A 15274-nucleotide genomic window follows, 5' to 3' on the forward strand; every position below is an offset into this window, starting at 1 on the left:
CCGCCGGACCCGCCGCGGCGGTGGGGCGCCGTGTCACCGGGGCATGCGGATGACGGGCTTGACCACGTCCCCGGAGCCGCTGTCGGCGAGGGCCTGTTCGATCTCGTCGAGCTCGTAGAAGCGCACCAGCTCGTCGAAGGGGAACCGCCCCTGCCGGTGGAGGTCGATCAGGGCGGGGATGAACTTTCCGCTGCGGCTGCCGCCGCCCAGGACCCCGACGATCCGCTTGCCCCACAGCGCGTGCATGTGGTCGAGGCTGAAGCGCGCCTGGGCGGGCGCGCCGCCGATGAGCACGAGCGTGCCCAGCATGCCCACGCAGTCCGCGGCCTGCTCCACGACGGGGACCACCCCGGTGCACTCGAAGGCGTAGTCGGCGGTGCCGCCCGTGATCCGGGCGACCTCCGCGACCACGTCCGTGTCCCGGGAGTTGATGACGTGGGTGGCCCCGTAGCGGGTGGCCAGCTCGAGCCGGGAGTCGTGCAGGTCCACGGCGACGACCGTGGTGGCGGCGGTGCAGCGGGCGGCCATGATCGCGGCCAGTCCCACGGCCCCGGCGCCGAAGACCACCAGGGACGAGCCCGGCTCCGGGCGGGCCTCGTTGAGCACCGCGCCGGCGCCCGTGCCCAGCCCGCAGGCCAGGGGTCCGAGCAGCTCGAGCGGCACGTCGTCGGGCGCCTTCACGAGGGCGTCGGCGAGGACGATCGAGTGGGTCGCGAAGGACGACTGGCCGAAGAAGTGCCCGGAGACCTCCGAGCCGTCCGCCCGCGTGTAGGCCGAGGTCCCTGCGTCCTCGCCCCGGAAGCGGCGGCCCGAGACGAGAGCCTCTCCGGTCCGGGCGCAGTAGCGGGGCTGCCCGTCCAGGCAGTTGCGGCACGCTCCGCACGAGGGCCACCCGATGACGACCCGGTCGCCGGGCACGACGGCGCTGACGCCCTCGCCGACCCGCTCCACGATCCCCGCGCCCTCGTGGCCCAGGATCCCCGGCAGCGGCAGCGGCATGTCGCCCGCACGGGTGATGGCGTCGGTGTGGCAGACCCCGGTCGCGACGATGCGGACCAGCGCCTCCCCGCGGCCGGGCTCGGCGAGCTCGACGTCCTCCAGCTCGAACGGGGCCCCGATCCCCTCGACGACGGCGGCGCGGATCCTCATGGTGTCCTCCTCGGCACTCCCGGTGCGGTGACGCGGCTCACGCGACCCCTGCTCGGCAGTCTAGGGGCGGGCGCGGCTTCCCGGGGCGGGTCGGTCCCGACCGGACAGGACGACGCGGCCGGAGCCGATCCGCGCGCCGGAGACGGCGGACGGCCCGCGGGCGGCCACGGCGCGCCCCTCTCGCGGGAGGTGCGCCGGGTCAGCGGTGGCCCAGCTCCCTCATCTGCTCCGGGGTGAGCCGGCCCCCGTTGGCCGCCGCGGCCTCGAACGTCGGCAGGTGGATCTCCTGGGAGGCGCTGCGCAGGTTGGTGAAGACGCGGGTCAGGGGTTCGTCCCCGCGGACCTCCTCCAGCAGCCGGTCGTAGAGCGCGATATTCTCGGTCTCCCAGGCCGCCCAGGCGGTGGCAGCGGCCTCGAGGTCCGTGGGCGCGGGGATCCGCCCGGTGTAGGGGTTCGGCGGGACCGTGACACCGAGCCGCTCCAGCTGGCGGGTCAGGGCGTCGACGTGCTGCTCCTCGGCGGCCTGGATGCTCGCGTACGGCTCGACGGGGCCGAACTCGTCGACGACCGCCCGGTACTGCGCCGAGGCGGCGTACTCGCCCTCGGGGGACATCAGGGCCTCCCACGCGGCCGCGGCCAGCGGGTCGGCCGGGGCCGGGGGCATCGACACCGAGGGGACCGCGCCGGCAGCGCCCGAGGCGGGCGCCGTTCCGGGCTGCGTCGCCGGGCCCGTCGCGGTCGGGCCCGGCGACGCGGGGCTCGTCGTCGCCGAGCTCGACGGGCTCGGCGTCGGGACGGTGCCGTCCCCGGTCGGCGGGGAAGCCTGCGGAGTGCAGGCGCTGACGGCCGTCACGAGGAGCACCGCGGCGGCCGGGACGATCAGTCTCTGGTGCATGATCCGTTCTCCATCCTGGGAGGAGCGGCCCGGCGGGGTCGCTCGGCTCGTCGGTCTGCGGTGACGCCGATCACAACATACCCCAGGGGGTATGCGGGATCAAGAGGTGTGACGCCGCCGCGCCCCTCTGTGACGGCGTCGGACCGACCCTCTGCTCCGCGGTCCGGGGCCGGCCCCCGTCCTGCTCCCGCCCACAGCGGGGCCGTCAGAGCGTCAGCCGCGGCCAGCCCTTCGTGTCCCGCAGGAGCTGCCGGTCGTGGGTGGTCAGCACCACGGCCGCGGCCGTGGCGGCGAGGGCCTCGGTGAGCTCGTCCACGAGGGCGATCGAGAGGTGGTTGGTCGGTTCGTCCAGCAGCAGCACGTGCGGCCGGGACGCCAGCACCACGGCCAGCTCGAGGCGCCTCCGCTGTCCGGCCGACAGCTCCGCCACGGGGCGTCCGCGGTCCCGCGCCGCCAGCAGCCCCAGGGACTCCAGGGGGGCCACCTCGTGCTCGGCCAGCCGGTCCGCGAGCACGAGCCGGACGAGCTCCTGCTCGTAGACCTCCTGGGCCGAGCGCGCCCCGTGCCGGACTCCGTCCTGCAGCAGGTGGCCGATCCGCGCCCCGGGGGCGGCGATGCGCCGCCCCGCGTCGGGAGCCAGCGCACCGGCGAGCACCTGCAGCAGGGTGGACTTGCCCGCCCCGTTGGGGCCTGCGACGACCAGCCGCTCCCCGGACCCCAGCACCACGTCGACGGGCCGGAGCAGCCGGCCCGTGACCGCGACGCCCTCGGCGCGCACCAGCTCGACGCCGGGCAGCGCCGGCAGCTCCGGCACCGACAGCTCCAGCGGGGGCTCCGGGACGTCCACGCGGTGCCGCTCGAGGTCCTCCTGCCGGCGGTGCACCGAGCGGACGAGCCCCGGCGCGCGGGTGGCGCGGGTGTGCTTGCCGGTGCCCTTGTCCGGGCGCCATCCGTCGACCAGGCGGGAGCGGGCGCGCTGGAGGTTCCCGGCCAGCCGGGCGTGCTCGGCCTGCTGCTCCCGGTGGTCGTGGATCCACCGCGAGCGCTCGGTGGTCCGGCCGGCGCGCCAGCCCGCCACCCCTCCGCCGTACCACCGCGGGCGTCCGTCCCGGCTGGGGTCCAGGTCCAGGACGGTGTCCACGACCTGGCCCAGCAGCCGCCGGTCGTGGCTGACCAGGACCACGCCGCCGCGGAACTCCCGCAGCGCCGCCCCCAGGTGGGCCAGCCCCGCGGCGTCGAGGTGGTTGGTGGGCTCGTCCAGCAGCAGGAGGTCGTGGACGGTGCCGAGCAGACAGGCCAGGCGCACCCGGTAGCGCTGGCCCACCGAGAGGGTGCCCAGCACCCGGGAGCGGTCGGACACGGCGTGCAGGGCCTGCAGGGCGAGATCCACCCGCCGGTCGGCGTCCCAGGCGTCGAGGGCCTGGGCGACCGCCAGCGCCTGCGCGTACTGCTCCGGGGCGTCCGGCCGGTCCGCGGCGAGGGCCCGGGCGGCGGCCTCGACCTGCGCCACCGCGGTGTGCTCGGCGGTGAGCTCGAGATCCAGGAGGTCCCCCACGGTGCCCTCGGGCGGCACGGGCAGCTCCTGATCGACCACGGCGAGCGTGCCGGAGCGCCGGACGGTGCCGGCGTCCGGGAGGAGGGCGCCCGAGAGCACCTCCAGCAGCGAGGTCTTGCCGCGGCCGTTCTCCCCCACCACGCCGAGGCGGGTGGTGGGGGTGATCGTGAGGTCGAGCCCGTCCAGGACGGTGCGGGAGCCGCGGACCAGGCGGATCCCGGTGGCGGTCAGCTGGGCGTGCTCGCCCGCGGGCACGGCGGGACGGTGGACGGGAACGGCGGACATGCTTCCTCCGGTGGGCGGAGCCGCGCGCGGCCGGACGGCCGGGGCTCCTGACGAGGGGACGGGTGGGCAGGACGACGGACCGCCGCGGCGGACGCGCGGCGGGATCCGGAACCCGTCAGAGGAAGAAGTGGTGGAACATGGTCGCCCCAGGATAGCCGGGGTGAGCAACCTCCGGGGTGCCCCGCCCGGATGAAACGATCGTTCCAGCATGAATCGAGTTGCATTAAACGATTCCGACATCTTGTGGCGTCGTCGATGAAACGCGGGTTCCATACCGTGGCTGTCGCCCTCCTCCCGCGCCACCGAAGGAACTCCCATGGCCACCACAACCACCCCGCTCGACCGGCGACCGGCCGGCGACCGCCCGCGGTTCCGGATGCCCCACGTGTACGTGGTGCTCTTCGTCCTGTCCGGACTCGCCGCCCTGGCCACCTACCTCGTGCCGGCCAGCCGGTACGAACGCGTCCTCGGACCGGACGACCGCGAGATGATCGACCCGTCCAGCTACGGCGCCGTCGAGTCCTCGCCGACCTCCCTCGTCGACTTCGTCACCGCGATCCCGCGGGGGCTCGTCGACGCCTCGGAGGTCGTGTTCTTCACGTTCGTCATCGGCGGGACGTTCATGGTCCTCCGGCGCACGGGCATCATCGAGGCAGCCCTCGACCGCACCAGCCGGCGCTTCGCGTCCCGGCGGACGCTGCTGATCCCCGTGCTCATCACCGCCTTCGCCGTGATCGCCTCGCTGATCGGCACCCAGGAGCTCGCCCTCGTCTACATCCCGGTGATCCTGCCGGTCATGATCGCCCTCGGCTACGACTCCCTGACCGCCGTCGCCGTCGCCCTCGTGGGCACCACCGCCGGCTTCACGGCGGGCGTCCTCAACCCCATCAACACGGGGCTGGGCCAGCAGATCGCGGGTCTGGAGCCCTTCTCCGGACTCGGTCTCCGTCTCCTCGTGCTCCTGGCCCTGGTCGTCACCGGCTCCGTGTACGTCATGCGCTACGCCCGGAGGATCAGCCGCTCCCCGGAGCGGGGCCTGCTGCACGACGAGCCGGCCGAGGCGGAGAAGCGCCGGCTCTACGCCGACGGGCACTCCGGCGAGCGCCTCGTCCTCACCCGGCGGCAGGGCGCCGCGCTGCTCACCGCCGCGCCGATCGTCGGCGTGCTGGTGTGGGGCGTGCTCACCCAGGGCTGGTTCTTCCTCGAGATGGCCGGGATGTTCATCGTCCTGTCGGTCGTCGTCGGGCTCGTGGCGGGCCTGTCCGTCAACGAGGTCTGCGCCGCCTTCACCGAGGGCATGCGGGACGTGCTCGAGGGCGCGATCATCGTGGGCGTCGCCCGCTCCGTCGCCGTGGTGCTGGAGGACGGCAACATCCTGGACACCGTCGTCCACGCCCTCGGCAACGCCGTGGACGCGCTGCCCGCCGCGCTCGCGGCACTGGGCATGTTCGCGGTGCAGACCCTGTTCAACTTCGTGGTCCCCTCGGGCAGCGGCCAGGCCGTGGTCACCATGCCGATCATGGCGCCGCTGGCCGACCTGGTCGGCGTCACCCGCCAGACGTCCGTGCTCGCCTACCAGCTGGGCGACGGTCCGTCCAACATCCTCTACCCCACCTCCGGGTACTTCATGGCCGCCCTCGCGATCGGCGGCGTGCGGTGGGAGAAGTGGGTCCGGTTCTTCCTCCCGCTGTTCGGCATCTGGGTGGTGCTGAGCGCGCTGTTCCTGGTCTTCGCGCAGCTGACCCAGTGGAACGGCTGACACACTTCCCTGCCCTGCTCCCCACCAGCCGACCCCGTCGAGTCCCCCGTGTGCTCGCAGTTCCCCCCGACCGATCCGGGGGAACTGTGACCACACGGGGGACTCGGCGCTCGGAGCGCGCTGGGTGCGGGGGTGTGGGGCCCAGGTCAGGGGGTCCGGCGCTCCCGGAGGACGCCGGCCATCAGGGCCGCGACGAGCGCGAAGACCGGGACCACGAGCAGCGCCGCCCGCAGCCCCACGGCGTCGGAGAGCACCCCGACGGCCGGGGACAGGCCGAGGAAGCTGATCCGCATCAGCCAGCTGACCAGGGCCAGGCCCGTCCCGGTCCGCAGCCCGGGGATGTCGTCGGCGGCGTGGAAGGCCGCGGGCACGAGCGTGGCGCAGCCGAAACCGGCCAGCGCGAAACCCGCGACGGCCGGGCCCGGCGCCGGGGCGAGGACCACGAGCAGCATCCCGGCCGCGCTGAGGGCGGCACCGGCGCGGACCACCGCTGCCCGGCCCCAGCGGTCGGTCATAGGGTCGCCGAGCATCCGGCCCACGAACTGCGCCGCCATGAGCGCCACGAGTCCGAGCCCCGCGGTGGCCAGCGGGGCGCCCAGCTCGGCGTTCAGGTACACGGCCGACCAGTTCTGCCCGGCGTCCTCGACCATCACCCCGGCCATCGCGATCACGGCCACGGGCAGGAGGCTGACGACGACGATGCGCCCCGCCGACCGCCGCCCCGTCCCGGCGGGCCCGGAGCCGGGGTCCGGCCGGGAGCCGGTGGTGCCCGGGTCCGTCCTCGACGTGCCGTCCGGCAGCGGGTCCTCCGGCGGCGGGTCGTCCGAGCGGACCGTGCGCAGCTCCTGCCCCTCGGCCGGGCTCAGCGCGGCGCGCAGCGCCACGAGGGCGACCGCGCTCCACACGAGCCCGCTCGCCGGCAGGTGCCACCCCAGGGGCACGCCGAGGGCGAGCGCCGCGGTGCCCATGAGCCCGCCGACCACGGCGCCCAGGCTCCACAGGGCGTGCAGGGAGTTGATGATCGAGCGGCCGCGGGCGCGCTGGACCTCCATCCCCTGGGCGTTCTGGGCGGTGTCCACGTGGGCGTCCAGGGCGCCGCCCAGGAACATCGCCGCGAGGAACACCGCCGCGCCCAGCCCCGTGCCGGCGCCCAGGCCCGCCCCGGCCCCGGCGGCCGCGAGGCACACGGAGAGCAGGACGGTGCCCAAGGCTGCCACCCGGCCGGAGCCGAAGCGGCGGATCGCCCGGGCGGGGAGGGCGCCCACGAGGATCGCCCCGAGCGGGAACGCCACGACCAGCAGGCCGTAGAGGGTGTTGGAGAGCCCGAACGCGTCCTTGACCTCCGGCAGGCGCGGCAGCAGGTTGGCGTAGAGGGCGCCGTTGGTGAGGAAGAACGCGGACACCGCGATCCGGGCGCGCCGGACCCGCGCGGGGTCGAGGGCGGTGGTCTGGACGGTCACGTCCACGACTCTAAGGGCTGGGTTCCCCCGCCTCCGCCCCCGGCCCGCTGGAGGCCGGGAGCGACGGGCCGTCCAGGGCGTCGCCGAGGCGGTCCCGGAACCCGCGCACGGCCTCGGCCACCTCGTCCGAGCACAGCAGCCGCCACGGCACGTCCGCCGGGATCCAGGGCAGCGCCATCAGCAGCTCCGGGACCGAGCCGCCCGTGACGGTCCAGTCGACGGTGTCCCCGGGACCCTGCACCGCCGTGGCCGCCCACGGCCCGAAGTGCTCCCGGACCCGCTCCAGGCCCACGGTCATCCGCACCGTCAGCTCGTGCCGCGCGGCGGCCGCGCCGTGGGCGGCCAGGACGAACTCGGCGGCGTCCGCGGCGGGCAGCTCCCGCGGCGCGACGCGCACGGCGGTGCCCGCCAGCTTCCGCAGCCGGTCGATGCGGAACGTGCGCCAGTCGGCGCGGTCGGCGTCCCAGGCCACGAGGTACCACCACCGGTCCCGCGGGACCAGCGAGTGCGGCTCGACCAGCCGGGCGCTCTCCCGGCCCTGCCGGTCCACGTAGCGGAAGCGCACCCGCTCGTGGTCACGGCAGGCGAGGGCGAGCTGGGCGAGGACCTCGGTGGCCACGTGCGCGTCCGTGCGGGCCACCGGGACGGTGTGCGCCTGCAGCGCGGCGACCCGGCGGCGCAGGTGCCGCGGCAGCACCTGCTGGACCTTGGCCAGGGCGCTCAGCGACGTCTGCTCGCCGTCGCCGACGCCGTGCACCGCGGCGGTGCGCAGCCCCACGGCGATGGCCACGGCCTCGTCGTCGTCGAGCAGCAGCGGCGGGATGCTGGTGCCGCCGGCGAGCTGGTACCCGCCCGCCGTGCCGGGGCGGGCCGTGACCTCGTAGCCGAGCTCGCGCAGCCGGTCGATGTCCCGGCGCAGCGTCCGCTCGGAGACCGTCAGCCGCTCGGCGAGCTCGGGCCCGGACCAGTAGCGGTGGGTCTGCAGCAGGGACAGCAGCCGGAGCACCCGCGACGTCGGATCGGACATGACCCGCAATCTACGCCCCCCTGCGGACAGCTGGTGGCCTGAATGCGCTCTACCGTGGACCCATGAGCACCCCACCCATCATCAGCGCCCGCGGGCTGAGCAAGAGCTTCCGCGGGCCCGGCGGCCGGACCGTCGAAGCGGTGGCCGACCTGACCATGGACGTGGCGCCCGGCACGCTGACCGCGTTCCTCGGGCCCAACGGCGCGGGCAAGTCGACCTCGCTGCGCATGCTCACCACGCTGCTGCGGCCCACCGGCGGCACCGCCACCGTGTGCGGGTTCGACGTCGCCCGGCAGCCGGCCGAGGTGCGCGCCCGCATCGGCTACATCGGGCAGAAGAACGGGGCCGGGCAGTACCAGCGGGTCCGCGACGAGCTGCTCAGCCAGGGCGCCCTGTACGGGCTGAGCCGGGCGGAGACGCGGCGCCGCGCGGACGAGCTCGTGGAGGCCCTCGGCCTCGGCGACCTCGTCCGCCGGCCCACGATGAAGCTCTCCGGCGGCCAGCGCCGCCGCGTGGACATCGCCCTGGGACTGATCCCCGGCCCCCAGCTGCTCTTCCTCGACGAGCCCACGACCGGCCTGGACCCCCAGTCCCGCGCGCACCTGTGGGAGCACATCCTCGAGCTGCGCCGCCGCTACGGGACCACGCTGTTCCTCACCACCCACTACCTCGACGAGGCCGACCAGTTCGCCGAGCGGGTCATGGTCGTGGACCGGGGACGGATCATCGCCGACGACACCGCGTCCCGGCTCAAGAGGGACCTGGCCGGCGACCGGATCGCCCTCACCCTGGACGCCGACCCGCCCGCCGCCGCGGCGGCCGTCCGGCGCGCGGCCGCCGCGGCGGCGGCCGGCGGCGCCGAGCCGGAGGCGGTCCCCGCCGGGGAGGGCACCCGCGTGGTCGTCGCGGTCGAGCACGGCGAGCGCGTGCTGCCCGCCCTGCTGCGCGAGCTCGACCGGGCCGGCCACGCCGTGCGGACCGCCGAGCTGACCCGCCCGACCCTCGACGACGTCTTCCTCCGGCTCACCGGCCGGAGCCTGCGCGAGGAGCGGGCCGACGCGTCCGAGACCGACCCGGCCGCCGAGGCCACGAGCGTGGGAGCACCCCGATGACCGCCGTTCCGACCACCCGCGAGTCCCCCGGCGGCACCGACCGGGCCCGCCCGGCCGGGATCCTGCACGACTCCGTCAGCGTCTTCGTCCGCGAGCTCCGGCCCGTGGTCCGGGACCCCTTCAGCCTGGTGTTCTCGCTCATGCAGCCGCTGATGTTCCTGGCCTTCTTCGGCCCGCTCCTGGGCGGGATGACCGGGCGGCCCCTCGACCAGGCGTTCCAGTGGTTCGTGCCGGGCATCGTGGTGATGATCGCGCTGTTCGGCACCGCGATGACCGGCTCGAACCTGCTGTTCGAGATCCAGTCCGGGGCGCACGAGCGGATGCTCGTGGCGCCGGTGACCCGCTCCGCGCTCATGGTGGGGCGCGCGTGCAAGGAGATGGTGCCGCTGGTCCTGCAGGCGCTGGTGCTCTCCGGGGTGGCCGCGTTCTTCGGCTTCCGCCCGTCCCTGCCCGGCATGGTGGTGGGCCTGGCGATCCTCGCGGTCTTCGGGGTGGGGCTCGGGGCGCTGAGCTACGCCCTGGCCATCGTCTCCCGGAACCGGGACTGGATGTTTTGGACCGTGCAGCAGGGGCTGCTGTTCCCGCTCATGCTGCTCTCCGGGATGCTCCTGCCGCTCGAGGCCGGTCCGGGGTGGATGCAGGTGCTCTCGCGGTTCAACCCGCTCACCTACATGGTCGACGCCGAGCGGGCCCTGTTCAACGGCCAGTTCGGTGATCCGGCCGTGGCCGCCGGCGCCCTCGCGGCGGTCGTGCTGGCCGCCCTGGGCCTGACCGTGGGGATCCGGGCGATGCGCAACAGCATCTGAGCGGCCCACCGGGAAGGTCGCAGGGAGGGTCGCCGCGGAGGTCTCCCGGTGCCGCTCAGAGCCACCGCTTCCACTTGAACACCCCGTAGAGGGCCACCCCCATGCCCAGCATGGCCAGCAGCGCGAGCGGGTAGCCCAGCGGCCACGCGAGCTCGGGCATGTGCTCGAAGTTCATCCCGTACACCGTGCCCACCAGGGTCGGGGCGAAGAGGATCGCGGCCCAGGAGGAGATCCGCTTGACCTCCTCGCTCTGCGCCAGGGCCGACTCGGTGAGCCGCTGCATCTCGTCGTTCTGCCGCTGCCCCACCAGGGTCGCGTGCACCGTGAGGGCGTTCTGCAGGAGCACCCGGAACGCGTCCGCGCGCTCGGCCACCCGGATGGCGTGGTCCTGCACGTCCCGCAGCCGCTGCTGCAGCTCGAGGTCGAGCCCGTACTTCTCCGCCCCGTGCTGCAGGGCCTCCAGCATGGCCACCAGCGGGTGGACGGCGCGCTGGAACTCGATGACCTCCCGGGAGAGCTCGTAGACGCGGCGGGAGACGTCCCGGTCCGCGCCGAAGATCTCGTCCTCGATCTCGTCGATGTCGTTCTCGAGCCCCGCGACCACGGGGGCGTAGCCGTCGACCACCTCGTCGAGGATCCCGTACAGCACCGCCTGCGGGCCCGTGCCCAGCAGCTCCGGCGCGGCCTCCAGCCGGCGCCGGACCGCGGCCAGGTCGGGGGACTCGGCGTGGCGGACCGTGACCACGAAGTCGCGGCCCACGAACACGTGCAGCTCCCCGAACTCGACCTTCTCCACGTCGTCCAGGTAGCGGGCCGGGCGCAGCACCACGAAGAGGGTGTCCCCGAAGCGCTCCAGCTTGGCGCGCTGGTGGCCCTTCAGGGCGTCCTCCACCGCGAGGTCGTGCAGCCGGAACTCCGCGGCCACGGACTGCACCTCGGCCGGCTCGGGGCGGTAGAGACCGATCCAGGCCATCCCGCCGCGCCCGCGCAGCGCCGCGTAGGTCTCGTCGAGGTCCTCCGGGGTCGACGTGCGCCGGCCCTCCACGTACACCACGTTGTCCACCAGCGTCACCGCGTGCCACCTCCCGTTCTGCCCGTCGCCCGTCCCGCCCCATCATGACAGGACCCGTCCCCCGCGCCGGACCGGTGGGTCCGGCGCAGGTGCCGGGCGGGCGGTCAGCCCTTCACGGCGCCGCCGGTGAGCCCGGAGACGATGAAGCGCTGGAGGAACAGGAACATCGCGACGACCGGGATGGCCGCCAGGATCGCCCCGGCGGTGAACACGCCCCAGTTCTCCCCGAACTGCACGGCGACGAACTGGTAGAGCCCCACGGCCAGCGTGTACTGGCCCGGGTCCTGGAGCACGATCTGGGCCAGCAGGAAGTCCGAGAAGGACGTGATGAAGGACAGCATCCCGACCACCACGAGGATCGGGGTGACCAGCGGCAGGATCATCGTCCAGTAGATCTGGGCGTGCGAGGCGCCGTCGATGCTCGCGGCCTCGTCGAGGTCCTTGGGGATGGTGTTGAAGAAGCCGTACATCAGGAACGTGTTGGCCCCCAGCGCCCCGCCCAGGTACACGGCCACCAGTCCGAGCCGGGAGTTCAGCCCCATGAACGGGTAGACCTCGGAGATCGCGAAGAGCAGCAGGAAGATCGCCACGAAGGCCAGCAGCTGCGGGAACATCTGGATCACGAGCAGGGCCAGCAGCCCGCCCTTGCGGGAGCGGAAGCGGAACCGCGAGAAGGCGTAGGCGGCGGCCGCGCCCATGAGCACGGTGCCCACGGCCGTGGTGACCGAGACGAACAGCGAGTTCCCGAACCAGGTGAGGTACGGGTTCTGCGGGTCGTTGAGCAGGTTCGTGTAGTTGGCGCCCGTCACGTCCGAGAACAGCTGGTTGGACCCCAGGAGGGACCCGGAGGCCGAGAGGGACGCCGAGAGGGCGTAGACCAGCGGGAAGAGGGCGAAGGCGCACGCCGCGAGCGCGGCGAGGTGCTTCCACCCGCCGCGGGCGGAGCGGCGGCGCCTGCGGGGCCGGGGAGCCCCCGGCGCGGCGCCGGGGGGCCGCAGCGTGTCCGTCGGCTGGAGGGTGTTCGAGGTTCCGGCGGACGGCGCGGCCGCGGCGGCGGCCCAGGGAGCGCGGTCCGTGCCGTCGGAGCCGGGGCGGTCGCCCGGAGTGGGTGCGGTGGGAGTGGACATGTCAGCTGATCTCCTCGAGAGCCTTGCTGCGGCGGAACGTCAGCGCGGAGATGACGGCCACCATGATGAAGATGAGGATGGACAGGGCGGAGGCCAGACCGTAGTCGTTGTTCCCGCCGGCGAACGCGATCTTGTAGACGAACGAGATGAGGATGTCCGTGGCACCCACCCCGGTGGTGGACTCCAGGTCCTGGGGGCCCCCGCCGGTGAGCAGGTAGATCACGTTGAAGTTGTTGAAGTTCATCGCGAAGGACGCGATGAGCATCGGCCCCACCGCGACCAGCAGCATCGGCAGGGTGATCGCCCGGAACTGGCGCACCGGCCCCGCGCCGTCCATCTCGGCCGACTCGTAGAGCTCTCCCGGGATGGACTGGAGGGCGCCGGTGGTCACGAGGAACATGTACGGGAAGCCGAGCCAGAGGTTCACCAGCACCACGGAGAGCTTGGCCATCCAGGCGTTGTCGAGCCAGGGGACCGCCGTGCCGCCCAGCAGGACCTCGTTGACGAAGCCGAAGTCCGTGTTGAGCAGGCCCGCCCAGATGAGGATGGACAGGAAGGCCGGGAACGCGTACGGCAGGAAGATGATGGCGCGGTAGACGTTCCGGAACCTCAGCTTCTCGTCGTTGAACAGGATGGCCAGCAGCAGGCCGAGGAAGAACGTCAGCACCACCGAGAGGATCGCGAAGGCGAAGGTCCACAGGGTCACGGAGACGAACGGGCCGCCGAGGACCTCCGGGTCGAAGATCGCCCCGAAGTTGTCCAGGCCCACGAAGACCCTCCAGCCCGGTCGCAGGGCCTCGCCGTCGGGACCCACGAACGCGCCCTCGCCGTTGTTCGCGTACACGGTGCCGTCGTCGGCGACCATGGCGTCGGCCGCCTCGTCGTGCACGAGCGTGGGCTCGTAGGCGTAGGCGGTGCGGCCGTCGTCGGTGCGCAGCACGCCCTCGGCCTCCTGCTCGCCCACGGGCACTCGCAGGTCCGCCAGCTCGCCGGCGGCCGCCACGACGCCCCCGTAGTCGAGGACCTCGTAGCCGGGCGCCTCGGCCACCCGGCCGTCGGCGGCGGTCGCGCCGTCCAGCGGGGCCAGCGGCTGGTCCGCCGCTCCCACGAGCACCTGGCCGTCGCGCACCGTGGCCAGGGCCAGTCCGTCCTCGCCCTCGAGCACCGTGACGGGGTACGCGTCGGTGCCCTCGATCCGCTGCTCGTAGGTGGTGGTGAGCTGGGTGATGGCCGCGTCCTTGGACGCGTTGTGGCCGTCGCCGTAGTTCGTGAACGCCGTGGCGGCCGTGTAGATCAGCACGAAGATCTGGAAGACGAGGAGGAAGATGAGGCCGGGGAAGAGGTACTTGGCGGGCAGGATCCTCCGGGTGGGCAGGAAGTAGACGAGGTCGGCGACGACGAGGGCCGCCACGAGGAACACCAGGATGCCCCAGCTGCCCGCCGCCCAGGACGCCAGGATGCCGTAGAGGCCGAAGGCGTTGATGAGGGCCATCAGGATCAGCTTGACCACGAAGCCCAGGCCGAATCCCCGGGAGTGCGACCGGCGGAGGTCGAGGGGCTCGCCGAGTCCGTTGCCGCCTGGCGTCTGCACGGGGGCGGCGGTCCCACCCGGTGCGGTGGTGCTCGTGCTCATGAGATCTGTCCTTCGATGTTGTCGATCATGCGGTCCCACAGCTCCACGGGGTCCCCGCGGCCGTCCACGACGGCGTTCTCCGTGGTGCCCCAGAAGCTCCACACCGCTCCCATCTCGGGGATGGCCGGCATGGGCAGGCCCGTCTCGGCGATCTGCGCGTAGGCGGAGCGCAGCGGGTCACCCTGCATGCGGTCCACCGCCACCGTGCTGGCCGGCGGTCGGCCCGTGCTCTCGTACAGGGCGGACTGGGTCTCGGGGCGGGTCAGGTAGTTGGCGGCGAAGTCCTGGGCCGCCATCGGGTTCTGTGCGTTGGCGTTGACGAAGAACGCCTGGACGCCCACGAACGGGCGGGCCTCCTCGTTCCCGGCCGGCGGCACGGGCAGGACGCTCACGTCCATGCCGGCGGCCTCGATGTCCTCCAGCTCCCACGGCCCGCCCAGGTGGAAGGCGGACTGGCCGTTGAGGAAGGACTCCTTGGCGATGTCCGGGGTCATGGAGGTGCGCAGGTCCCCGGAGGCTCCGAGCTCCTGCAGGTAGCGGGCGAACCGGTGCCCCTCCTCGCCGCCCATGGTGAGGTCGCTCGTGTACTCGCCCTCCTCGGTGCGCTCGAACACCTCCGCTCCGAACGAGGTCTGCAGGGCGTACAGGTGGTACGGGTCGCCGGTCTCCGGGGACTGGCTGACCGTGAACGGGTACTCGATGTCGCGTTCGTCCATGATCCGGCGCCCCTCGGCCCGCAGCTCGTCGAAGGTCGCCGGGTCCTCGGTGGTGAGCTCGTTGTTGCGCAGCAGGGCCACGTTCTCGATCGCGAACGGCACGCCGTAGCTCACGCCGTTGTAGACCACGGCCTCCCGGGCGTTCTCGGTGAAGTCCGCCGCCCGCTCCCCCATCTCCACGGGGGCGACGACGCCGTTGGCGGCGAGCTGGCCGAGGTTGTCGTGCGGCGAGACGAGGATGTCCGGGGCCTGCCCCGTGGGGGACTGCGAGATGAAGTTGGAGAGCGTCTGCGCGTTGACCTCGCGCTGGACGAACTCCACCTCCACCCCGGTGTCGGCGGTGAAGTCCTCGGCGACCTCCTGCAGCACCGGGATCTCGCCGGTGCCGGCCTGGATCTTGATGCTGCCCGGTCCGCCGGCCAGGCCGGCGACCCCGGCCGTGGGCGCCGACGAGCACCCGGCGAGCAGGAGCACGGCACCGACGGCGCAGGCCGCCCGGTGGATGTGTTTCATGGTGGGGTTCCTCGATGTCTTCCGTGGTCGCGCGGTCGCGACGACCGTCGGTCTGCGGGGGTGGTGCGGGTCGGTCGGGCTGCTGCTGCCGGGGGGCTTCACCCCAGGAGGTGAGCTGGCTCACTACTGTAAGCGCTACCACTAAGCCTGTCCACACCCGATGCG

12 protein-coding genes are annotated in these 15274 nt (G+C 73.5%); 3 read left to right on the forward strand and 9 right to left on the reverse strand.

Annotated features, from left to right (window positions below):
* Positions 1-33: 33 nt before the first annotated feature.
* The 3 genes from AC6CH6_RS16920 to AC6CH6_RS16930 form a co-directional block, all read right to left on the reverse strand.
* The gene (locus AC6CH6_RS16920) at positions 34-1149 is read right to left on the reverse strand and encodes an NAD(P)-dependent alcohol dehydrogenase (protein ID WP_498256006.1); all 1116 of its coding nucleotides are present in this window, start codon (positions 1147-1149) and stop codon (positions 34-36) included.
* Positions 1150-1348: 199 nt separating this feature from the next.
* Entirely contained in the window at positions 1349-2044 is a 696-nt protein-coding gene (locus AC6CH6_RS16925; RefSeq protein ID WP_498256007.1) for a ferritin family protein, read from the reverse strand.
* A 205-nt stretch (positions 2045-2249) separates the two neighbouring features.
* Positions 2250-3884, reverse strand: coding sequence for an ATP-binding cassette domain-containing protein (locus AC6CH6_RS16930; protein WP_498256008.1), 1635 nt, complete (start codon positions 3882-3884; stop codon positions 2250-2252).
* Between the two features lie 316 nt (positions 3885-4200).
* On the opposite strand from AC6CH6_RS16930, the gene AC6CH6_RS16935 reads away from it, so the two are divergent.
* A complete protein-coding gene (locus AC6CH6_RS16935; RefSeq protein ID WP_498256009.1) occupies positions 4201-5643 on the forward strand; it encodes a YfcC family protein in 1443 nt (480 codons plus the stop codon).
* Positions 5644-5789: 146 nt separating this feature from the next.
* Here the strand turns inward: AC6CH6_RS16935 and AC6CH6_RS16940 are convergent, their stop codons facing one another.
* Together AC6CH6_RS16940 and AC6CH6_RS16945 are read right to left on the reverse strand one after the other, a co-directional pair.
* Positions 5790-7103 (reverse strand): MFS transporter, encoded by a 1314-nt coding sequence (locus AC6CH6_RS16940; protein ID WP_498256010.1) that lies wholly within the window; start codon positions 7101-7103, stop codon positions 5790-5792.
* Positions 7104-7113: 10 nt separating this feature from the next.
* Complete coding sequence (locus tag AC6CH6_RS16945) at positions 7114-8130, reverse strand: helix-turn-helix transcriptional regulator (protein WP_498256011.1); 1017 nt, start codon at positions 8128-8130, stop codon at positions 7114-7116.
* 62 nt (positions 8131-8192) lie between these two features.
* Here AC6CH6_RS16945 and AC6CH6_RS16950 point away from each other — a divergent pair, with 62 nt between their 5' ends.
* Complete coding sequence (locus AC6CH6_RS16950; protein WP_498256012.1) at positions 8193-9242, forward strand: ABC transporter ATP-binding protein; 1050 nt, start codon at positions 8193-8195, stop codon at positions 9240-9242.
* On the forward strand, positions 9239-10048 hold the full coding sequence (locus AC6CH6_RS16955; protein ID WP_207307577.1) for an ABC transporter permease: 810 nt from the start codon (positions 9239-9241) through the stop codon (positions 10046-10048). The genes AC6CH6_RS16950 and AC6CH6_RS16955 overlap by 4 nt, the downstream gene beginning before the upstream one ends.
* Before the next feature lie 55 nt (positions 10049-10103).
* On the opposite strand, the gene AC6CH6_RS16960 is transcribed toward AC6CH6_RS16955, so the two are convergent.
* The 4 genes from AC6CH6_RS16960 to AC6CH6_RS16975 form a co-directional block, all read right to left on the reverse strand.
* Positions 10104-11120 (reverse strand): magnesium and cobalt transport protein CorA, encoded by a 1017-nt coding sequence (locus AC6CH6_RS16960; protein WP_368795379.1) that lies wholly within the window; start codon positions 11118-11120, stop codon positions 10104-10106.
* 104 nt (positions 11121-11224) lie between these two features.
* Entirely contained in the window at positions 11225-12247 is a 1023-nt protein-coding gene (locus tag AC6CH6_RS16965; RefSeq protein ID WP_498256013.1) for a sugar ABC transporter permease, read from the reverse strand.
* A 1-nt stretch (position 12248) separates the two neighbouring features.
* Positions 12249-13880, reverse strand: coding sequence for an ABC transporter permease subunit (locus AC6CH6_RS16970; protein ID WP_498256014.1), 1632 nt, complete (start codon positions 13878-13880; stop codon positions 12249-12251).
* Positions 13877-15109, reverse strand: a complete 1233-nt coding sequence (locus AC6CH6_RS16975; RefSeq protein WP_368795382.1) for a sugar ABC transporter substrate-binding protein — start codon at positions 15107-15109, stop codon at positions 13877-13879. The genes AC6CH6_RS16970 and AC6CH6_RS16975 overlap by 4 nt, the downstream gene beginning before the upstream one ends.
* Positions 15110-15274 lie beyond the last annotated feature (165 nt).

The sequence above is a fragment of the Kocuria sp. GQ42 genome (genome assembly GCF_059758435.1).